The following is a 19674-nucleotide window of genomic DNA, read 5'->3' as shown; positions in this document are numbered from 1 at the left end:
CTCAACGCAACAGGCTTCGCGCCACGGCCAGGTCCGCCGAAGTCTCGTCGCCCGCCGCGATCACATGCGGGCGCAGCAGCGGGTCGGCTTCCTCGGCGTGGCCCACGCGGACCAACAGCTGCGCCAGCGCCACGGCCGCGCGCACCTGCAAGGGCTTCACGCCCTGCGACCGGGCCACGGCCATGGCCGACAGGTAGCTCTCGCGGGCTTCCTCGGGCCGTCCCGCGGCCACCAGCACGCGCCCGCGGGTCGTGAGCAGTTCGGACAGGCGCAGGCGATCGCCGCCCGTCTCGATGCGCTGCGCGATGTCGTCGCACAGCGTGAGGCTCGCGGCATGCAGCGACAGGTCGGACAGGCCGCGCGCCATGGTGGTCAGGAACACGGTGGTGACCATTTCGTAGCGGCTGACCCGCAGCGTCTCGACCGCGCGGCGGATGAGTTCCACGCCCTCGGCCGGGCGCCCCTCGATCACCAGGATCTGCCCGCGCGTGGCATTCGCGATGCCGAGGTAGGGCGTGAGCGAATGGCGCCGGGCCACGGCCTCGACGGTGTCGGCCAACGCGCGGATCTTCGGAACGTTGCCCAGGTGGACATGCACGGAGCCGGCCCAGATGAGGGCGATGCAATACGTGACCGCATGGCCGCAGTTGCGTGCCTTGGCGATCGTCTCGTCCGCCACCGCGACGGCCTCGGCATAGTGCCCCGTGAGCCACAGGCTGCGCGCCACGCCGCACATGGCGCGGATGTAGTAATCGAAGCCCAGCCGCGAGGTGGTGTCGGTCGACGGGCCTGCGCCGTGGCTCGCCACCCGCTGCCAGTGGCCCATGGCTTCCTGCACATGGCCGACGAGGTGCAGCGCGACGCCCATCAGCGAATCGACGATCGCCCGGCATTCCGGGTCGTCCAGTGCGGGCAGGAGCGCCTGGGCCTTGCGCGCGGTCGCCAGCGCCTCGGTGAAGCGTCCGTCGCGGTGCAGCAGCAGGGCGTGGCCGTTGAGCAGGTGCAATGTGGAGCGCGGGGCGCCCAGGTCTTCCGACACCTGGATGCCGCGGCGAAAGGCGGTGTCGGCCTCGTCGCCGTCGCCCCCGATGAACATGAGCGATTGCCCCAGCGCACCGCGCAGGCGAACCTCGGCGTGAGAGCCGACGCACTCGGGCGGCATGCGGTCCAGCGCGGCCTGCGCCCAGCGCGCGCACTCCTTCAACAGCGACAGCTGCAGCAGCAGCGGGCAGAACGAGGCCGCCAGCTCGACAGCCGCGGCCGGGTGCGCGTCGCCCCGAAAGTGGAACGCCATGGCGGCGCCCAGGTTCGGCAGCTCCAGCCGGACTGTGTCGAGCGCTTCCTTGCCCAGCGGATGCGCGGCCTGCCGCGTGGCCCATCGCCCGTAGAAATGCGAGAAGCGTTCGGCCAGCGCCTGGGCTTCGCCGCTGAGCTCGAGCCGCTTGCCGCCGTACGACTTCGTCGTGTCCAGCAGGCCATAGCGCAGCGCGGCGCCGCCCGCATCGACGTTGACGAGCGACTTCGAGACCAGCCCGGCCAGCAATTCGACGCCTTCCGAGGGATCGCTGTCGAAGCAGCACACGTCCAGCGCCGCATCGAGCGCGAAGCTGCCTGCGAACACCGACAGGCGGCGCAGCAGGCGCTTCTCGCTGTCGGTGAGCAGCTGAAAGCTCCAGTCGAGCGTGGCGCCGAGCGTCTGGTGGCGCGGCACGGCCGTACGCCGCCCATGCCACATGAGCCTGGCACTCGCATCGAAATGCGAGGTGATGGCCTGCAGGCCCAGGGCTTCGATGCGACCCGCCGCCAGCTCGATCGCCAGGGCGATGCCGTCGAGTTCGCGGCACAGCTGCGAGGCCAGCAGTGCGTCGCTGTCCTTCAGCTCGAAGCCCGCGCCGCTGGCCGCCGCGCGTTCCACGAACAGCTGCACGGCAGGGTAGGCCAGCGCCGCCCGGGCGGTGGCGCCTTCGCCCGGCGGGGGAAAGGCCAGCGGCGGCAGGCGGTAGACGAACTCGCCCTCGGCACGCAGCGCCTCGCGGCTGGTGGCCAGGATGTGAACGAAGGGGCAGTGGCGAACGAGCCATTCGGTCAGCTCCGCGGCGGCCACGACGACGTGCTCGCAGCAGTCCAGCACGATCAGCGCCTTGCGCTCGGCCAGGTGGGCGGCGATGAGCGGCAGCTCGTCCTGGCCGTTCTGCAGGCCGACCGCATGGGCCACGGCGGCGCGGATGGAGCCCATGGCACCGACCTGCGCGAGGTCCACGAAGTGCACGTCGTGCGCGAAGTGGTCCGCCGCCGCCTGGATCGATGCGATGGCGACCGTCGTCTTGCCGATGCCGCCGGCGCCGACCACCGAGACGAGCCGCCGCTGCAGCAGGTTGGTGACGATGGCGTCGATGTCGCCGCCGCGCCCCACGATCGTCGAGCCCAGCGCGGGCAGGGCCGTGCCGGGGCGGGCCGTGGGCGCAGGGACCTCGGCGCCATGGCTCTGGCGCTCCACGGCGGCGACGAAGGTGTAGCCCTTGTTGGCCGTGTTCACGACGTAGCGCGTGCCCGCGACGCCGTCGCCCAGGGCCTTGCGCACCGCGTGCATGTGAAAGCGCAGGCTGCCTTCGTCCACCACCACGTCGCGCCACACGCGCGCGAGCAGGTCGTTCTTGCTGACGACGGCGCCTGCGTTCTCGACCAGCACCACGAGCAGGTCGAGGGCCCGGCCGCCCAGGCGCACGGGCACACCGTCCCGCTGCAGCAGGCGTTCGTCGGGCGAAAGGAGGAACGGTCCGAAGGTGGCTTGCCACCGGGCAGCGGGCGGGGTGGCGGGGCGATTCACGATGGGAGGATCAGGCGTGGACCAGGCGGCAAATTCTACGGCGGGGCCTGCGTTTCATGGGACCTTCCGGATGTCCGCTTCCTCGTCGTCATCGCGCACCATGAGCAGCTGGAGGCGAACGATTTTCTCGTCCTGGATGGTGAAGTAGATGTCCACCATCACGGGCTGCGACATGCCGGCCACCGCGAAGTCGCCGCGCAATCCGGCGGCCAGGATCACGACGTCGTAGTGCCGGCGCACGTCCATCGCCGTGATATGCACCCGCTCGTCGATGATCTCGCGCTCGAGCCATTCGCAGATGGCGTGGATGCCCCAGAAATTGCGCAGCTGGTCGTTCACCTGCGCATCGGGTGCAAAGAGGCCAATCACGGCGCGCAGGTCGCCGCCGTTGACGGCGGCGATGAAGTCGCTGACGACGCGGTGGGCGTCCGGCGGGAGTTCCGGCGTGCCGGAGTCGGAAGAGGTGTCCATGGTGCGATCCGCAAGGCCTTCTCGCCATCTTGCGCGCTCGCGGGGCGGCTGCGCGTTAGTTCTTGTTAGGGCCTTGCGGGGCGCGAGGCGAGGGCGCGCAATGCACCCCTCTCCAAGGAGGTAGCCGCGAAGAGAGGCGCCGTGGCTTCGCTGCGCGCCGACGATGCCTGCAGGCCAGCGCCACCGGTTCTCGGCGGCGGGCCGCAACCCCTCAACCCTGGAGTCCGTCATCATGAAACTGAAGACCCGTGCATTGCTTGCCCCTCTGTTCGCCGCCCCGCTCGTGCTGGGCATCGTCGCCGCCAGCCCGGCCGCCAACGCCGCCACCACCGACCGCATCAACAACGTGGTGCTGGTGCACGGCGGCTTTGTCGACGGCGGCGGCTGGGAGCCCGTCTACAAGCTGCTGAAGGCCAAGGGCTACAACGTCAGCATCGTGCAGAACCCGACGATCTCGTTCGCCGGCGACGTGGCCGCCACGAAGGCCGTGCTCGACGCGCAGGACGGCCCCGTCGTCCTCGTGGGCCACTCGTACGGCGGCGCGGTGGTCACCGAAGCGGGCAACGACCCGAAGGTGTCGCGCCTGGTCTACATCGCCGCCTTCGCGCCGGACAAGGGCGAATCGGTCAAGACGCTGATCTCGAACCCGGTGCCGGGCGCGCCCGTGCCGCCGATCCTGCCGCCGGTGAACGGCTTCCTGATGCTGGACAAGGTCAAGTTCGCGGGCGCCTTCGCCGGCGACCTGCCGGCCGAGCGGGCGGCGTTCCTTGCCAACGCCCAGGTGCCCTGGAGCGTCGAGGCCCTGAAGGGCGAGGTCACGACCGCGGCGTGGAAGACCAAGCCCAGCTGGTACCTCGTGGCGACCGACGACAAGATGATCCCGCCGCCCGCGCAGCGCCTCATGTCCCAGCGCGCCGGCGCCACCGTGGTCGAGACGCGCGGCAGCCATGCCGTGTACGAGTCCAAGCCCTCGGCGGTGGCCTCGATCATCGAGAAGGCGGCGCTGGCGAAGGTGCAGCCGCAGTAAGGCCGGGCCGCCAACAAGCTCTAACTGGACCGGCGCACGCCGGAGGCCGAGCATCTCCTTCGGATCGACGCCGTCGTCGATCGCGAAGGAGATGCCATGTGGAATCGTCCGTTGGAACCCGTGAACGTCCTGGTCTGGCTGGCCGAGCCGCTGCTGCGGGCCGGCGTGCGCGCCACGCTCTTCGGCGCCGGGCTGCCGTGGCTGGCCGAGAGCCTGCCGTCGGCGGCGCAGCGTGGCGGCCATGTCGTCGTGACGGACTGGTCTTCCGGCCTGCGCCTGGCGCAACGCGGTGCCGAGCCCGGGCTCCCGCCGCTGCAGGCGCATTCGAAGATCCTGGTGATCGCCCCGCGGGCGCGCGAGTGCGCCGCCGCCTCGGCGCTGCGTGCCGGTGTCGACGGCCTGGTGCTGTCCAGCTGCACGCCCGACGAGCTGGTGCTGGCCGTCCGTTCGCTGGCCGAAGGCGCGCGCTACGTGTGCCCCGAGGTGGCGCAGCGCGTGGCGGCGCGCGACCCCAGCGGGCAGCTGACGCTGCGCGAGGACCAGGTGCTGCGGCTGCTGGCGCGCGGCCAGTGCAACAAGACCATCGCGCGCCAACTCGGCATCGCGGTCGGCACCGTGAAGACGCATGTCAAGGGCGTCCTGGCCAAGCTCGGCGCGTCGTCGCGCACGGAAGCGGCGAGCATCGCGGCCGAAAAGGGGATGGTGGAAATCCCCGAGTTCCGCAGCCGCCGCGCCGCATGGCCGCCGGGCCCCGCTGGCGCTGCGCAGCTACCGGCATGAGAAGCTGGCCGCGCTCGTGATGCTGCCGCTGTCGTAGGCCGGCATGCGCGGGTAGGCGCACATCAGGCCGCTGGCCGCGGGCGTGGTGGCCGGTGTGTTCAGCGTGACCTGGTCGGGCGGCGCGATGCCTTTCTCGACCCATTCGGTCAGCGCCTGGTAGTTGAGCGCCTCCGGGTACAGCGGCGGGTTGGCCTGCGCGTTGGCCGTGCCGTTGGTCGGAAAGTGCCCCATGCCCGGGATCAGGTAGAGCTTGTAGAAGCCCTGCACGGCAGGCAGGCCGCCCATCTGCGCGGCCACGCGCCGGTAGTAGTCGATGGCGCCCGCATGCGGGATCAGCTGGTCGGACGACCCCATGACGGTGATCAGCTTGCCGCCGCGGTCGCGAAAGCGGCTCAGGTCGGGGTTGTCGGTGTCGATGTCCGAGAACTGCGGCTGCAAGGCGCGCCCGCGCTCGCCCATGTCGGCCAGTTGCGCGTAGCTCAGGCCCTTCCAGCCGTTCGCGCCGTTGCCGGTCGCGTTCACGAAGCTCGGGCCCGCGCGGGTCGGGTCCTGCAGGAACAGGGCCGCCATGTCCGAGGCGATGAAGAACGGGGCCGGGCCGGCCACCAGGCCCAGGTTCGCGCCGCGCGGCAGGCCCCACCACAGCTGCTGGGGCGACAGCGCCACGCCCATGCCGTTGTCGACGGCCGGGTCGGGCACCAAACCGTCGGCCGTCGGGCCGAACCACATCTTGTTGACGGCGTTCGCCTGCACGGTGCTCAGGCAGTCCGCCGTGGTGTTGGTGCCGCCGTCGGCGGTGCACAACAGGGCCGTGTCTTTCGTGGGGTCGTAGCGGCACTGCGCCGGGTCCAGCAGGTAGCCCAGGTGCTGGCCGCCCACGAGGTCGCAGGCGTTGAGCGCCGCCATCGAGACGGCGGTGGACTGCCCGGCGCTGAGCGGCACGCCGCCCAGGTCGCGCTGGATCACGATCTGCGGATAGAGCGCGCCGATGGAAAAGCGCGACCAGTTGATGGCCGGCGAGGTGGCGATGATGCCGTCGAAGTCTTCGGGGTACTTCTGCGCCTGCTTCAGGCCCTGGCGTCCGCCGGTGGAGCCGCCGTGCCAGTAGGTGTAGCGCGCGGGCGCCGCGAAGTAGGCGGCGGCCAGGGCCTTCGCCTTCAGCGTCATCTGGTGGATGCCGCGCTCGGCGAACTCGTTCCAGCCCACGGTGTTGACGGTGCCGTCGGGGTTCATCAGGAAGCTCGAGTTGCCGGCGGGGTGCCCGGTGTCGGTCGTTGCCGCCACCGCGCCTTCCTCGCCCGCCACGCGCCACGGGGAGGCCGTGGGCGCATCGGCAAAGGCCGTCAGCGTGGCCTGTGGGCCACCGGCCATGGCGGCGCCGCCGAGCAGGTGCAGGCGCCGGTTCCACTTGGCCGCCGAGGGCAGCCAGACCTCGATGCCGATGCCCCGCGTGGTCGAGGGCGCTTCGGCGGGGCCGGCATGGCCCGGCCCGACCAGCAGCTTCACCAGGCACAGGTCCGACGCGGCGACGGGCGTGCTGCCCGTGGCCGTGCCCGACAGCAGCAGCGCCTCGCCCGCCTTGAAGGCCTTGACCAGCAGCACCTGCGTGTCGGCATCGGGCTGGAAGGCGGTCTTCAACGAGTCGTCGCAGGCCAGCGGTGCCGGCGACGCGGCCGGTGGCGGCGCAGGGGAGGGCGCGGGCGGCGGCACGAAGCCGAAGAGGCCGCCGCCCCCACCACCGTTGCCGCCGCCGCAGGCCACGAGCGCGGCGCACAGGCCGCCGGCGGCCATGCGCGCGCTGGCGCGCAGCAGGGCGTGGATGTCGATCGTCTTGTCCATGAGGCCTCCGGGTTCGAACGGTGAGAAAGCGATCAGAAGTTGTGCGAGATGCCGAACTGCAGCCCGCGCGCCGGACGGCCCGGCGTGCTCGCCGGCGACGAGTCGGCCACCACATAGGCCGCGTTGCCGCGGTTGCGCACGAGCGAGTAGGTGCCGTACAGCGCGGTGCGCTTGCTGAGGTAGTGCACGTAGCCGACGGCGTATTGCGTGGCGTCGTCGTTGTCCAGGCCGCCCGGGCCGGAGCGGTTGGAGCGCGCCACCGAGGCCTTGATGACGCCCGGGCCGACCGGCACGCTCACGCCCAGCAGCGTGTTGACCTGCTTGTCGCCCTCGGTCTTCTGCCGGTAGTAGTTCGCGTAGAGCTTCACGGGGCCGAAGTCGTAGGTGCCGCCGATGCTCGCCACGCGGTAGTCGTTGGGGCCGACCGGCGTCACGCCGTAGGCCAGTGCGATGTCGGCCGTGCCGTTGCTCCAGCCCACGCGCCCGCCGCGGTAGCGTGCGCCTTCCTGGCCTTCGGGCAGGGCGTACATCGCCTGGCCGTAGAAGCCGCCCAGGCCCTTGGGCAGGAAGTAGCCCACCGAGTTGTTGGCGCGCGCCAGCGTGCGCGCACCGCCCAGGCCGAAGGGCCAGCCTTCGATGATGTTGGCCGAGCCGCCGACGCCCACGGTGCCGAAGGGCGAGAACTGCGAGATGTTCCAGAAGGTGGGCGTGTAGTCGCGACCGAGCCGCAGCTCGCCGAAGCTGTTGTGCGACAGGCTCAGCGTGGAGCGGCGATGAAAGCCGGTGCCCTGGATCTCGCCCGTGTCGGGCAACAGCGCCATCTCCAGCCAGAAGCTCGCGGCCAGCCCGCCGCCCAGGTCTTCGGTGCCGCGAAAGCCCAGGCGGCTGGGGAAGATGTTGCCGCCCTGGTCCATCGACTTGACGGAGCGCCCGTCGCTCTTGGAGTAGGTGATGTTCATGTCCAGCGTGCCGAACAGTTGCACGCTCGATTGCGCCGTGGCGCCCGCGCTGGCGGCCAGGCACAACGCACCGGCGACGGTGTGCGGCAGCCGTCGGTGCAGGCGTTGAAAGGGGTGGTGGGTGATCCTCATGTCTCTATCTCCTTGTTGTAGAAATGGCGTGCGTCGGCACACGGCGCCTGCAGGGAAGGCGCCGCGGCGTGAGAACTGCGGAAGAAAAGGGGCGCGGCCGTCAGCCGCGCCGGGGCACCGTCGTCAGTCGATGCGGATGTTCTTGGCCTTGATCAGCCGGCCCATGGCCTGCGATTCGCGGTCGATGGCGGCAGTGGCCTCGGCGGGCGTGCTGCCGATCGGGTCGAGGCCGGCGTCGCTGAGCAGCTTGCCCATCTCGGGCGAATGCGTGATGGCGACGATCTCCTTGTGCAGCCGCTCCACGATGGCCGGCGGCGTCTTGGCCGGCACCCAGAAGCCCAGCCAGGTGAACACCTCCACGCCCGGGTAGCTCTCCGACAGCGTGGGCACGTTGGGCAGCGCCGCACTGCGCTTGCTGCCGGTGTAGGCCAGGGCCTTGAGCCGCCCCGCCTTGATGTTCGGCAGCGCGGACACGGGCGGCTCGAAGCCCAGCTGCACCTGGCCGGCGATCAGGTCCGGCGCGGCGCTTTGCTTGTAGGGCACGTGCAGCAGCTCGATGTCGGCCGCGTCCTGGAACAGCTCGAAGCCCAGGTGCGAGGTGGTGCCCGAGCCGTACGACGCGAACGAGATCCTGCCCGGTTCCTTCTTGGCGAGCGCCACCAGCTCGGGAATGTTCTTCGCCGGCATCGCGGGGGTGGCCACGATGAACGAGCCGCCCTTGAGCGCCTGCGTGACGGGCACGAGGTCGTGCTTCGCGTCGTAGGGCATCTTCGAGAGCAGGAACGGCGTCATCGTGAACGGGTTGCTCGTCGAGAACAGCACCGTGTAGCCGTCGGGCGCGGCCTTGGCGACCGCGTCGGTGCCGATGGAGGCCAGCGCACCGGGGCGGTTCTCGACCACCACGGGCGTGTTGAGGGCGCGGCTGAGGCGGTCGGCGTAGGCGCGTGCGAACAGGTCGGAGCCGACGCCCACCGGCGTGGGCGTGATGATCTTGATCGGACGCGAGGGCCAGGGCGTGCCCTGGCCCCAGGCGGGGGCGAGCATGCACGACGTGGCCAGCACGGCGAGCAGCGGGTGAACGAGTCTTTTCATGGGTTGTCTGTCTCCGGTGTTTTCTTGTGTTTGAGCTGATGGCGCTCAGGCGGCGTCTGGCAGCGGCGGGTAGTCCATGCGGTCCAGGCCCGGCACCGTCACCCGCGCCGGGTCGTTGCCGTTCGCCTGCAGCTGCTCGACGGCGTAGTCGGTCACGCAGCCCGAGAGCAATTGCCGCGGGTCTTCGAGCACCACGCGCAGCCGCGTGTTGAGCGCGCGCCAGTCGTCGGGACCGGCAATGGCCGGCATCTCGGCGACCGCGCGGGTGTCGGCATCGAGCACGGGGCGCACGGTCGAGCCCGGCGCGTAGCGCGGGTAGCCGTCGTACATGAGCGAGCCGAGTTCGCTCACGGCGCGCGTGTGGGCCCACAGCTGGCGCATCGGCGTCTCGAAGGCGCGCACGGCCGCCACGTCGGCGCCGGGCTGGAACTCGCCGCCGACGTGCGGCGCGATGAAGAGCCGGTCGAGCGAGAGCGTGTGGCGCGAGGCGCCGAGGATCATGGCGCACACCGAGTTCGTGGTCCACGTCACGCCGGCGGTGGGCCGGCCCTGGCGCCCGACGACCAGTGCCATGGCACGCGACCAGTCGATGGCATGGCCGTCGAGCCAGCCGATCACGCGGTGGCTGATGTCCATGCCGACGAGGAAGAAGGTCGCGATCATCACGGCGTTCATCGGCACCGTGGCGCCGACGGCGCTGCCCGTGCCTTCGAGGTAGTGCGTGCGCATGTCTTCGGGCGTGAAGAGGGCGGGCTGTTCGAGCACGCGCTCGAGGTAGCGCTCGGTGAGCACGCACGAGTAGTGCACCAGCTCGGCGATCTTCTGCTCGCGCCCGCGGTAGGCCGGCACGGCGATCGTGTCGCGCCACAGGGCGACCGAGTTGGCCTCGCGGGCGATGCGCGTGGCCGCCAGCAGCCGCCCGGCTTCCTTGCGCCACAGCGGACCGTCGGGGTCGACCATGCGCATCTTGAGGATCGACGCCACGGCTGGCCCGTGATGAGAGATGCCCGCGAGCTCCTTGAAGCCGCGCGTGGACAGGCGAAAGCCCTGCACCTCGGGGTCGCGGCCGTTGCCGGGGAACAGCACCACGTCGGCGCTGGTGGCGACGATGAGCGGATCGCCCGCCGTCGCGGCGCCGGTCAGCGCGGCCAGGTTCGCGCCGATGCCTTGCGGCCCGCCCGTGTAGGTTTCGAAGAGCCGCAACAGCTCGGGACTCTGGTGGGGGTTGGCAGGGGCGTTCATGCAAGCTCCTTGTCTGCAGCGAGGTCGAGCCGGTACACGCGGCTCGGCGTGCGAAAGCGCACTTCGCCGCTGAGGCTGTTCGTGACCACGAGGTAGCGCTGGCCTTGCGCTTCGAAGCAGGTCGCGTCGGTGCCGCCGGAGGTCGGAAACTCGGCGACGGGCACGAGCTGCCCTTGCGCCATGCGGTAGACCACCGACTGCAGCTGCGGAATCGGCGCCTCGCGCGTGCCGTGCAGGAAGTTGACCTGCACCAGCCGGCCGCCGTCCGCCGTGGCAATCCATTCGAACTCGCGCCCGCCCGGGCCGCTGAGCACCTGGTGCGGCACGAAGCGGCCGTCGGCCCAGCGCAGCAGCACGGTGTTGTCATGCAGGCAGGCGAACACGAGCCAGGTGGCGCCTTCCGCCTCGAAGCAGCAGAAGGCGCGCCCGCTCTTGCCCTCGAAGGTCTGGAACGGTTCGAAGGCCTCGCCGTTCCAGCGCAGCAGGTGCGAGGGCACGGCCTGGTCGGCATACGCCAGCAGCTGCTGGCCGCCCACCTCGATGAAGGCCCAGTTGTAGCCCCAGCCCGAGTGCACCGTCTGGAACTTGACGAAGCGCTCGCGGTCCCATTCGAAGATGCACGACTCGGCGCCCGGCGCAAGCGGCGTGTCGCCATGGGTCACGCCCTGTGCGAGCGCGAGGAAGTGGCGTTCGCCGATCTGGAAGTGGGCCCACTGCTTGGCGGCCGAGGTGGGCACGCGCTGGAAGACCTCGAAGCGGCCGTCGATCACTTCGAAGATCGTCGAGTGCGTGTCCAGTGCATACGGGCCCGATCCGGTGCGCAGGCTGGCGGTGGCCAGGAAGGCGCGCGCGCCGATGCGAAAGAACGCGGCATCTTCGCCGCCCGGCACCGCAAGGCGCGTGTGTTCCACGAAGCGGCCGTCGTCCCAGCGGTAGACCAGCGCATCGACGTCGCTGTTGCCCAGCGTCATCTGCGCGGGCTGGCCGGCAACGTCCTGGGCCAGCTGCGGCACCACGAGGTAGCGCGTGCCGTCGTGTTCGAAGACCTCGGCGGCGCGCGCGCCCGAGGTGTCCAGTTCCTGGATGCAGTGCATGGTGATGTCGGACATGGTTCAGAAGCCGAACAGGCGGGCAGGGTTGTCGGCCAGCACCTTGCGGCGCGCGGTGGCATCGGGAATCCAGTCGGCCAGCAGGTTTAGCAGCTCGCCGGTGTCGCGCCCGCCTTCGGGAATGTGCGGCCAGTCGCTGCCCCAGATCACACGCTCGGGCACGGCCTCGACGATGGCCTGTGCGAGCGGGCGCAACTTGGCGTAGTTGCCGTCCTTCGCCAGGCGGTACGGGCCCGAGAGCTTGAACCAGCCGCGCCCGTCGGCCACGGCGCGCAGCAGGCGGTCGAAGTCGGCGCGCGTGAGGCCGTCGCTTTCGAGCATGTAGCCCATGTGGTCGATCACGAAGTCCGAGTCGAGATCGGGCAGCACCGGGATCAGGTCGCGCACGACCCAGCCCGGCGTGTAGAACTGCACGTGCCAGCCCAGCGGGCGGATGCGCTCGATGCTGCGCTCGATGTAGGCATGCAGTTCGGCCGTGGGCAACTGGGCGCGCAGGAACAGGTCGAGCCGCAGCGCCCGCACGCGGCGTGCATGCATGGCGCGCAGGGCCTCGTCGGACACGCTGTCATCGACCATCGCCACGCCGCGCGCACGGTCGCCGGCGGCGTCCAGGGCGTCGAGCATGCAGCGGTTGTCGGTGCCGTAGAAGCTGGGCTGCACGATCACGAAGCGTTCGATGTCGAGCACGCCGAGGACGCTCTGCAGCTGCTCGAGGTTGCCGTCGGGCAGCGTGTAGTGCGGCTGGTCGACGCGCGGGTAGCGCTCGGCGGGGCCGAAGACATGCACGTGCGCGTCGCAAGCGCCGGCGGGCACCTCGAAGGCGGCGCGGGTCAAGGTCTGCGCGTCGCGCATGGGCTTGGAAGTCAGGATCTCGTGGGTCATGGTCAGGCGGTGGCGGGAGAAAGGGAGGAAGAAGACGAGCCGACGGACGCATGGCCGGCCAGCGTACCGCGCACGCGCTCCTGCATCGCGGCGAGCAGCACGTCGGTGTCGATGCCCGTCATGAGGAAGGGCGCCGCGCCGCGCGCCAGCAGCTCAGCGTTGAGCGCCGCGTCGGCGATGCCGCCGATCGACAGCGGCGTGCCGGCGCGCGCGCAGGCGGCGAGGGCGGTGTCCAGTGCGTGCTGCATCAGCGGATGGCGGTAGTCGCCGGGCACGCCGAGTTCGGCGCTCAGGTCGTTGCAGCCGATGCTCACCAGGTCGATGCCGGGCACCCGCGCGATCGCCTCGGCGTTCTCGATGCCCAGCGGACTCTCGATCAGCACGTTGACCACCACGGCATCGTTGGCCAGCCGGTAGGTCTCGGCCGGCGGCAGGCGGCGGTAGCCGAACTGCGGCAGCGCGGCGATGGCCGAACGGTGGCCGTGCGGCGCAAAGCGGCAGGCTGCGGCCAGGTCGGCGGCCTGCGCGGCGGTCTCGACGCGCGGAAAGATCAGGCCCGACGCGCCCGCGTCGAGCAGCCGGCCGATGGCGCCGTACTCGCGCTCGGGCACGCGCACCAGCGCCATCAGGCCCAGGTCGTGCGCCGCGGCGCAGATGGCGCCTGCCGCGTCGAGCGCGATGGTGCTGTGCTCCAGGTCGATCCAGATTGCGTGATGGCCGCTGGCCTTGGCCAGCCGGGCGATGTCGGGCGTGCGTGCCATGCGGACGCCGAAGGCCGTCAAGGGTTCGCCGCGGGCCAGCCCCCGGATCAGCGGATGGCCCTGGAAGGGCTTGGGTGCAGGCTGTTCCTGCGACGTGTCTCTGCGTGTCATGCAGGCATCGTAGGCAAGCTGTCTTATATTTGGAAATACTGTTTATCGTCGGTTTCTCATACCTGGTAGATATCATGGAACTGCGCCATCTCCGCTATTTCGTCGCCGTTGCCGAGGAGCTCAACTTCACGCGCGCCGCGCAGCGCCTGCACATCGCGCAGCCGCCGCTGAGCATCCAGATCCAGGCGCTCGAGGAAGAGCTCAAGGTCCGGCTGCTCGAGCGCGACAAGCGGCGCGTGTTCCTCACGCAGGCGGGCCGCCACTTCCTCGAACGCGCGCGCGGCATCCTGCAGGAGGTGGAAACGGCCAAGGGCGAGGCGCAGAGCGCGGCCTCGGGCGAGGTCGGCAGCATCGCGCTGGGCTACACGGCGTCGTCGATGCTGTCGCCGGCCATGCCCGCGGCCATCCTGCGCTTTCGCAAGCAGCACGCGCGCGTGGTGCTCACGCTGAAGGAGATGACCTCGCTCGACCAGCTCGACGCCGTGCACGGGCACGCCCTCGATGTCGCCGTGCTGCGCCGCCCGAACGTCGAGATCCCGACCGGCCTGATCGTCGAGGAGTGGTACCAGTCGCCGCTGATGGCGGTGGTGCCGCGCGACCACCGGCTCAGCGGCAAGCCGCTGCGCATCGCCGACCTGCGCGACGAACCGCTGGTGATGTACCCGCGCAATGCCGGCATCGGCCTGTACTGGAAGGTGCAGGACCTGTGCGCCAAGGCCGGCTTCCGGCCACGCATGGTGCAGGAAGCGCGCGAGGCCTCGACCATCGCCGGGCTGGTCGCCGCCGGCGTCGGCATCGCGCTGGTGCCGGGCGACACGCGCTGCATCCAGCTCGATGGCGTGGTCTACCAGTCGGTGCTCGACAAGGAGGCCGTGTCGAGCCTGTACCTGGCGCACCGGGAGGCGGACCCGAATCCCTATGTGGGGCTGATCCTCAAGGAGCTGCGGGCGGCGTTGAAACGAAGAGTCGTGCGAACTGCAAAACGGCAAGCCGCGTAGCCTCGTTCGAAAAGGTTCTTGAACTTTCCAAGAAGGGCTTGCTGTCCCACCGTCAAGGCGGGGCAGGGGTTTGAACGGGTACGTTGACTTGATTGGTTTTCGCGGCGGCCGTCGCCGCAGCTTTTGCCGCTTCCGCCGCTCTCGATGCCTCTGTTGCCTTTGCCGCCTCCGCGACTCGTGCGGCTTCTGCGGCCTTGGCTGCTTCTGCCGCCTGGGCTGCGGCTTGAGCGGCGGTTTCGGACGCAGCTTGAGCTGCTGCTTGCGCGTTCTGGGCGGACTGAGCGGCCAAAGAGGCTGGAGATGGTGGAGGTGGAGGAGGCAAAGTGGGTGCGCTGACAGCTTGAAGAATCTGCTGCTCGGCCTTTGCGCTCGCCAGCCAGCACTGGTTGGCCATCTCGACAGCCACTATTTGCTTCTTCTTGACATCCGGTGCGTCTCGAAACTTGGCGCCCCATTCGCTTGCTGCGGCCCCCACAGCCGATTGGCGTTTCAATTCAGCCGTGGCCGACAGGGCATTGCCCATGGCAAGCTGCATCGCGTTGGTGGACCCAGACATCGCAGAGAACGCCTTGCTTGCGGTCCCGGTCGTGGAAACCGCCACGACGCCAGCGGCTGTGCCGATGACACTCACCAGCGATTGAGCCAAGCCGGCCTGATTGGCGCCTGCTTCATACCGGTTGTGAACAGCCCTGCAAAATTCACTCGACTTGATGAACATCGCGAGGGCTCTGTCTTCGTCATCCTTGCATGCACCGGTCGCATTGCTGGCTGCTGCGAGGGAGCAGGGATAGCCGTCCCACGGCCACGCAGCAGTCGGTCTCTGGAGGACCGAGCATCCTGTCAACGACGCAACGATGCCAGTCGCAACTACCGCACACCATGGCTTCATGTTCTCCTCCAATTTGTTACAAATCTTTTAACAGAGTTGTAAGGGGCCGGCAATCGAGAGTGCTACTTGCAACGGGCGAATGACATGCGGTCCGCAGAGCCTCAACCCCGACAGCCTGGACTGCGCGGACGGTGGGACACGCACGAACGCTGCAGTCACTGCCAATCGAAGCGATCGCGAAAGAGCAATTCACCCAAGACCTGGTGGTCGAGAATTCATGCCCAACGCGCTGCGTGAAAGTTGCTCGCGGAAGTCACGAGGCGGAGTGCGGAGTGCGGAGTGTCAGCCCAGGTTGGCGTCGTCCCGAAGTACTGCTGAGCCTTCAAAAATTAACGCTGCTCTAACGATTCGGCGCTAGTCTGCGGCCTCCATCGGGAAATTGGGGGCCAGTGTGCGGGTGCTGCTTGTCGAAGACGACGAAATGATCGGGAAGAGCCTGCTGCGCGGCCTGGAACGCTCGGGCTGGGCGGTGGACTGGGTGCGCGACGGCCTGCTGGCGCGCAGTGCGCTGGCCGACGGCGACTACACCTGCGTGCTGCTCGACCTGGGCCTGCCGGGCCTGGACGGTGTCGAGGTGCTGCGCCACGCGCGCGGCATGGGCAATGCCACGCCGATCCTGATCCTCACGGCGCGCGACGGCCTCGGCCAGCGCGTGGAAGGGCTCGACCTGGGCGCCGACGACTACCTGCTCAAGCCCTTCGAGCTGCCCGAGCTGCTGGCGCGCATGCGCGCGGTGGTGCGCCGGCGCCACGGCGCTGCCAACTCGATCATCGGCAGCGGCAGCGTGCAACTCGACCTCACCACGCGCGAGGTGCTCTTTCGCGGCACGCGCGAGACGCTCACGGCCCGCGAGTTCGCGCTGATGCACGCCATGCTGGAGCGCCCGGGCGCCATCCTGTCGCGCGAGCAGCTCGAGAACCGCATCTACGGATGGGGCGAGGAGGTGATGAGCAACGCGGTCGACGTGATCATCCACAACATGCGGCGCAAGCTCGGCGCCGACACCATCCGCAACGTGCGCGGCCTGGGCTGGCGCGTGGTCGACGCATGACCACCGGACCCGGCCGGCCCTGGTACTCGCCGAGTTCGCTGCGCAACAAGCTGCTGGCATGGCTGGTGCTGGTGCACCTGGTCGCGGCGGCGGGCTTTGCCTGGTTCACCTACGAGAGCTACGACCGGCTCATCGTCACCTTCAAGGACGACCAGATGCAGATGCTGGCCGACGCCTACGCCAGCAACGCGGCCGTGCCCGAGCTCAAGCCGGCGGACGAACGCAGCACCTTCGAGCGCGGCACCTTCGTCATCCAGGTCTGGAATGGCAGGGGCGAGCTGCTGGCCAGCTCCTGGCCGGCGCTGCCCGTGGTGCGCCAGCCGGCGGAAGGGCTGACCACCGTGCGCACGGGCCCGGGCAGCGAGGGCCTGTGGCGCGTCTACTCGACCGCGCCGGTGGCCGACCCGGGCCGCTTCCAGGTGCAGGTGATCCAGAACGGCGGCGTGGTGCGCCGGCTGGTGGCCAAGCGGGCGCTGTCGTCCATCGCGCCCATCGCGCTGCTGCTGCCGCTGTCGCTGGCCGTGCTGTGGTGGGTGGTGTGGGCCACCTCGCGCAAGCTGCGCAGCGTGGTGCTCGACGTGGCGGCGCAGGACGAGCGCAGCCTGTCGGAGCTGTCGGTGTCGCGCGTGCCCGACGAGATCGCGCCGCTGGTGGAAGCCTTCAACAGCCTGCTCGGTCGCCTGCGCCAGGCCTTTGCCGCGCAGCGCCGTTTCGTGCAGGACGCCGCGCACGAGCTGCGCACGCCCATTGCCGCCATCGGCCTGCAGCTGGACAACATGCGCGCCGAAGTGCCGGGCGAGGCCGTGGCCGAGCACTACACGCACCTCAAGGGCGGCGTGACGCGCGCCCAGCACCTGATCGAGCAGCTGCTGCGCCTGTCGCGCCAGGAAAGCAGCACCGAACCAGAGGCGCCGGTGGCGCTGGACGTGGCCTCGGTGCTGCGCGACAGCGTGGCCCAGCTCATGGTGGTGGCCGACCGGCGCCGCATCGACATCGGCTTCGAGGGCCAGGCCGCCGCGACGGTGACCGCGCCGCCGGCCGAGCTGCGCAGCGTGTTCGACAACCTGATCGACAACGCGCTGCGCCACTCGCCCGAAGGCGGCGTGGTCGACGTGCGGCTGCACGAGGTGGACGGGCGGCCGGTGGTCGACGTGGTGGACAACGGGCCGGGCATTCCGCCCGAGCTGATCGACCGCGCCTTCGACCGCTTCTTCCGCGTGCCGGGCAACCCGACCGAGGGCAGCGGGCTGGGCCTGGCCATCGCGCGCATGGCCGCGCTGCGCAACGGCCTGCGCATCGTGCTGTCCAACCGCCATGACGCGCAGGGCCGCCCGGCGGGGCTGCGCGCGCGCGTGCACCTGCGCGCCGCCGATGCGGGCCGCGCGGCTTAACGCTGGGTTAACTCTCGCATAAAGGTCGCATAAAGCGGCCTTCCTACAGTGACTCCTGTCGCGACAGCGGCCGTGCCGCAAGGCGCGATCCCCATCCCCAACAAGGAGTTCACATGCGAAAGACCCTCGGCCTCCTGGCCATCCTGACCCTGGCCGGCGCGGCCTCTGCCGAAACCTACGACGGCGTGCACCAGGGCGCCGGCCTGCTCTCGCGCGACGACGTGGCGGCCCAGGCCGTGGCCGCGGCCCATGCGCCCGACCAGAACGTGACGCGCGGCTCGCGCGGGCCCGATCCCTTCACCTCGAGCGTCTCGCGCGAGGCCATGCGCCAGGTCGCGGTGGCGATCGCGCATGCGCCCGACCAGAACGTGGTGAGCGGTTCGCGCGTCAACAGCACGATCGTCTCCACGATGCCGAACACGCGAACGGCCGCAGGCGCTGCTGTCGACCGCCAGCCCTGACGCTCACACGCCGAGCGAGCCCTCGATGACAACCGAAACCGAAGACGGTTGCACCCGTCGCACGGTGCTGGTGACCGGCGCAGCCGGCGTTGCAGCAGTCGCGCTGCCGCTGGCGGCGAGTGCCGAACCGGTGGCGCCAGCCGCTGCCGCGCCAGGGCCGACGACCGCGGTCAGCTTGCGCATCAACGGCACGCCGCATGCGCTGTCGATCGACCCGCGGGTCACGCTGCTCGACCTGCTGCGCGAGCAGCTGCAGCTCACGGGCTCCAAGAAGGGCTGCGACCACGGCCAGTGCGGCGCCTGCACGGTGCTGGTCAACGGGCGGCGCATCAACAGCTGCCTCACGCTCGCGGTGCTGCACGAGGGCGATGCGGTGACGACCATCGAGGGCCTGGGCGAGCCGAAGAAGCTGCACCCGATGCAGGCCGCTTTCGTCAAGCACGACGGCTACCAGTGCGGCTACTGCACGCCGGGCCAGATCTGCTCGGCGGTCGGCATGCTGGGCGAGCTGCGCGGCGGCATGCCCAGCCATGTCACGCGCGACCTGGCGGCGCCCTTGGCCTTCAGCGACGAGGAGGTGCGCGAGCGCATGAGCGGCAACATCTGCCGCTGCGCGGGCTACCCGAACATCGTCGCGGCCATCCGCGAAGTGGCGGGAGCCGCGACATGAGAGCCTTCACCTTCGAACGCGCCGCCACGCCGGCCGCCGCCGCGCTGGCGATGCAGCAGCACCCGGGCGCGCGCTTCATCGCGGGCGGCACGAACCTGCTGGACCTGATGAAGCTCGACATCGAGCGGCCCCCGCACCTGATCGACGTCAACCGCCTCGGGCTGGACCGCATCGAGGCGCTGCCGGGCGGCGGCCTGAAGATCGGCGCGCTGGTACGCAACAGCGACCTCGCGGCCGACGTGCGCGTGCGGCAAGGCCATCCGCTGCTGTCGCGTGCGCTGCTGTCGGGCGCCAGCGCGCAGCTGCGCAACAAGGCCACCACCGCGGGCAACCTGCTGCAGCGCACGCGCTGCTTCTATTTCTACGACACGACCAAGCCCTGCAACAAGCGCACGCCGGGCAGCGGCTGCGCGGCCATGGAGGGCTTCAACCGCATCCACGCGATCTTCGGCGCCAGCACGCAATGCATCGCGGTGCACTCGTCGGACATGGCGGTGGCGCTGCGCGCGCTCGACGCGCAGGTGGAGACGGTGTCTGCCAGCGGCGCCACGCGGCGCATTCCCATCGCCGAGCTGCATCGCCTGCCGGGCGATACGCCCGAGGTCGAGACGGTGCTCGCGCCCGACGAACTCATCACCGCCGTGACCTTGCCTCCGCCGCTGGGCGGCACGCAGCTCTACCGCAAGGTGCGCGACCGTGCGTCGTACGCCTTCGCGCTGGTTTCCGTCGCGGCCGTGGTGGTGCGCGAGGGCCGCACGGTGACTGCCGCGCGCCTGGCCTTCGGCGGACTGGCCGCGAAGCCCTGGCGCAACGAGGAGGCCGAGCGCCGGCTCGTCGGCACCGACGGCGGCGCGCAGGCACGCGAGGCCGTGGCCGACCTGCTGCTGGCCGGGGCGCGCGGCCATGGGCACAACGATTTCAAGATCCCGCTGTTGCGGCGTACCCTGCACGCCACGCTGGCGCAGGCGATCGACACCTGAAC

The 19674-nt window shown here is 70.2% G+C and carries 18 protein-coding genes; 8 read left to right on the top strand and 10 right to left on the bottom strand.

Going from position 1 to position 19674, the window contains the following annotated elements:
• Position 1 precedes the first annotated feature (1 nt).
• Together AC07Q9_RS09745 and AC07Q9_RS09740 are read right to left on the bottom strand one after the other, a co-directional pair.
• A complete protein-coding gene (locus tag AC07Q9_RS09745; RefSeq protein ID WP_495309052.1) occupies positions 2 to 2827 on the bottom strand; it encodes an ATP-binding protein in 2826 nt (941 codons plus the stop codon).
• Positions 2828 to 2881: 54 nt separating this feature from the next.
• Positions 2882 to 3298 carry a nuclear transport factor 2 family protein gene (locus AC07Q9_RS09740; protein WP_495309050.1) on the bottom strand — a complete coding sequence of 139 codons (417 nt, stop codon included), beginning with the start codon at positions 3296 to 3298 and terminating at the stop codon, positions 2882 to 2884.
• Between the two features lie 232 nt (positions 3299 to 3530).
• On the opposite strand from AC07Q9_RS09740, the gene AC07Q9_RS09735 reads away from it, so the two are divergent.
• Positions 3531 to 4325 carry an alpha/beta hydrolase gene (locus AC07Q9_RS09735; RefSeq protein ID WP_495309048.1) on the top strand — a complete coding sequence of 265 codons (795 nt, stop codon included), beginning with the start codon at positions 3531 to 3533 and terminating at the stop codon, positions 4323 to 4325.
• Positions 4326 to 4421: 96 nt separating this feature from the next.
• Positions 4422 to 5105, top strand: a complete 684-nt coding sequence (locus AC07Q9_RS09730; RefSeq protein ID WP_495309046.1) for a LuxR C-terminal-related transcriptional regulator — start codon at positions 4422 to 4424, stop codon at positions 5103 to 5105.
• Here AC07Q9_RS09730 and AC07Q9_RS09725 read toward each other — a convergent pair.
• From AC07Q9_RS09725 to AC07Q9_RS09695, 7 genes are all read right to left on the bottom strand, one after another.
• Complete coding sequence (locus tag AC07Q9_RS09725) at positions 5094 to 6944, bottom strand: tannase/feruloyl esterase family alpha/beta hydrolase (protein WP_495309044.1); 1851 nt, start codon at positions 6942 to 6944, stop codon at positions 5094 to 5096. The genes AC07Q9_RS09730 and AC07Q9_RS09725 overlap by 12 nt on opposite strands.
• Positions 6945 to 6976: 32 nt before the next feature.
• Positions 6977 to 8035, bottom strand: coding sequence for a porin (locus AC07Q9_RS09720; protein ID WP_495309042.1), 1059 nt, complete (start codon positions 8033 to 8035; stop codon positions 6977 to 6979).
• A gap of 123 nt (positions 8036 to 8158) precedes the next feature.
• Positions 8159 to 9127: a Bug family tripartite tricarboxylate transporter substrate binding protein gene (locus AC07Q9_RS09715; protein ID WP_495309041.1), complete on the bottom strand. Its 969-nt coding sequence runs from the start codon at positions 9125 to 9127 to the stop codon at positions 8159 to 8161.
• A 45-nt stretch (positions 9128 to 9172) separates the two neighbouring features.
• Entirely contained in the window at positions 9173 to 10369 is a 1197-nt protein-coding gene (locus AC07Q9_RS09710) for a DUF5624 domain-containing protein (protein ID WP_495309039.1), read from the bottom strand.
• Complete coding sequence (locus AC07Q9_RS09705) at positions 10366 to 11478, bottom strand: hypothetical protein (protein ID WP_495309037.1); 1113 nt, start codon at positions 11476 to 11478, stop codon at positions 10366 to 10368. The genes AC07Q9_RS09710 and AC07Q9_RS09705 overlap by 4 nt, the downstream gene beginning before the upstream one ends.
• Before the next feature lie 3 nt (positions 11479 to 11481).
• A complete protein-coding gene (locus AC07Q9_RS09700; protein ID WP_495309036.1) occupies positions 11482 to 12360 on the bottom strand; it encodes an amidohydrolase family protein in 879 nt (292 codons plus the stop codon).
• 2 nt (positions 12361 to 12362) lie between these two features.
• A complete protein-coding gene (locus AC07Q9_RS09695; RefSeq protein WP_495309033.1) occupies positions 12363 to 13232 on the bottom strand; it encodes an HpcH/HpaI aldolase family protein in 870 nt (289 codons plus the stop codon).
• 74 nt (positions 13233 to 13306) lie between these two features.
• Here AC07Q9_RS09695 and AC07Q9_RS09690 point away from each other — a divergent pair, with 74 nt between their 5' ends.
• Positions 13307 to 14230, top strand: coding sequence for a LysR substrate-binding domain-containing protein (locus tag AC07Q9_RS09690; RefSeq protein WP_495309031.1), 924 nt, complete (start codon positions 13307 to 13309; stop codon positions 14228 to 14230).
• 52 nt (positions 14231 to 14282) lie between these two features.
• Here the strand turns inward: AC07Q9_RS09690 and AC07Q9_RS09685 are convergent, their stop codons facing one another.
• A complete protein-coding gene (locus tag AC07Q9_RS09685) occupies positions 14283 to 14948 on the bottom strand; it encodes a hypothetical protein (RefSeq protein ID WP_495309030.1) in 666 nt (221 codons plus the stop codon).
• A 562-nt stretch (positions 14949 to 15510) separates the two neighbouring features.
• On the opposite strand from AC07Q9_RS09685, the gene AC07Q9_RS09680 reads away from it, so the two are divergent.
• The 5 genes from AC07Q9_RS09680 to AC07Q9_RS09660 all read left to right on the top strand — a co-directional run bounded on the left by AC07Q9_RS09680 (position 15511) and on the right by AC07Q9_RS09660 (position 19672).
• Positions 15511 to 16170: a response regulator gene (locus AC07Q9_RS09680; protein WP_492683357.1), complete on the top strand. Its 660-nt coding sequence runs from the start codon at positions 15511 to 15513 to the stop codon at positions 16168 to 16170.
• On the top strand, positions 16167 to 17561 hold the full coding sequence (locus tag AC07Q9_RS09675; protein ID WP_495309029.1) for a sensor histidine kinase: 1395 nt from the start codon (positions 16167 to 16169) through the stop codon (positions 17559 to 17561). The genes AC07Q9_RS09680 and AC07Q9_RS09675 overlap by 4 nt, the downstream gene beginning before the upstream one ends.
• A 113-nt stretch (positions 17562 to 17674) precedes the next feature.
• On the top strand, positions 17675 to 18022 hold the full coding sequence (locus AC07Q9_RS09670; protein WP_495309028.1) for a DUF4148 domain-containing protein: 348 nt from the start codon (positions 17675 to 17677) through the stop codon (positions 18020 to 18022).
• Positions 18023 to 18047: 25 nt separating this feature from the next.
• Complete coding sequence (paoA, locus tag AC07Q9_RS09665) at positions 18048 to 18692, top strand: aldehyde dehydrogenase iron-sulfur subunit PaoA (RefSeq protein ID WP_495309025.1); 645 nt, start codon at positions 18048 to 18050, stop codon at positions 18690 to 18692.
• Entirely contained in the window at positions 18689 to 19672 is a 984-nt protein-coding gene (locus AC07Q9_RS09660) for an FAD binding domain-containing protein (protein WP_495309023.1), read from the top strand. The genes paoA and AC07Q9_RS09660 overlap by 4 nt, the downstream gene beginning before the upstream one ends.
• The last annotated feature ends 2 nt before the right edge of the window (positions 19673 to 19674 follow it).

The organism is Variovorax sp. GW821-FHT09A10, from assembly GCF_059418385.1.
This window is presented reverse-complemented; position numbering and strand designations above follow the sequence as displayed.

Excerpts from the sequence above, each read along its gene's own strand:
- AC07Q9_RS09710 (WP_495309039.1), bottom strand. The coding sequence starts at position 10,369 with ATGAACGCCCCTGCCAACCCCCACCAGAGTCCCGAGCTGTTGCGGCTC.
- AC07Q9_RS09720 (WP_495309042.1), bottom strand. The coding sequence starts at position 8,035 with ATGAGGATCACCCACCACCCCTTTCAACGCCTGCACCGACGGCTGCCG.
- AC07Q9_RS09690 (WP_495309031.1), top strand. The coding sequence starts at position 13,307 with ATGGAACTGCGCCATCTCCGCTATTTCGTCGCCGTTGCCGAGGAGCTC.
- AC07Q9_RS09705 (WP_495309037.1), bottom strand. The coding sequence starts at position 11,478 with ATGTCCGACATCACCATGCACTGCATCCAGGAACTGGACACCTCGGGC.
- AC07Q9_RS09715 (WP_495309041.1), bottom strand. The coding sequence starts at position 9,127 with ATGAAAAGACTCGTTCACCCGCTGCTCGCCGTGCTGGCCACGTCGTGC.
- AC07Q9_RS09695 (WP_495309033.1), bottom strand. The coding sequence starts at position 13,232 with ATGACACGCAGAGACACGTCGCAGGAACAGCCTGCACCCAAGCCCTTC.
- AC07Q9_RS09735 (WP_495309048.1), top strand. The coding sequence starts at position 3,531 with ATGAAACTGAAGACCCGTGCATTGCTTGCCCCTCTGTTCGCCGCCCCG.
- AC07Q9_RS09685 (WP_495309030.1), bottom strand. The coding sequence starts at position 14,948 with ATGTTCATCAAGTCGAGTGAATTTTGCAGGGCTGTTCACAACCGGTAT.
- AC07Q9_RS09660 (WP_495309023.1), top strand. The coding sequence starts at position 18,689 with ATGAGAGCCTTCACCTTCGAACGCGCCGCCACGCCGGCCGCCGCCGCG.
- AC07Q9_RS09670 (WP_495309028.1), top strand. The coding sequence starts at position 17,675 with ATGCGAAAGACCCTCGGCCTCCTGGCCATCCTGACCCTGGCCGGCGCG.
- paoA (WP_495309025.1), top strand. The coding sequence starts at position 18,048 with ATGACAACCGAAACCGAAGACGGTTGCACCCGTCGCACGGTGCTGGTG.
- AC07Q9_RS09730 (WP_495309046.1), top strand. The coding sequence starts at position 4,422 with ATGTGGAATCGTCCGTTGGAACCCGTGAACGTCCTGGTCTGGCTGGCC.
- AC07Q9_RS09700 (WP_495309036.1), bottom strand. The coding sequence starts at position 12,360 with ATGACCCACGAGATCCTGACTTCCAAGCCCATGCGCGACGCGCAGACC.
- AC07Q9_RS09740 (WP_495309050.1), bottom strand. The coding sequence starts at position 3,298 with ATGGACACCTCTTCCGACTCCGGCACGCCGGAACTCCCGCCGGACGCC.
- AC07Q9_RS09725 (WP_495309044.1), bottom strand. The coding sequence starts at position 6,944 with ATGGACAAGACGATCGACATCCACGCCCTGCTGCGCGCCAGCGCGCGC.
- AC07Q9_RS09675 (WP_495309029.1), top strand. The coding sequence starts at position 16,167 with ATGACCACCGGACCCGGCCGGCCCTGGTACTCGCCGAGTTCGCTGCGC.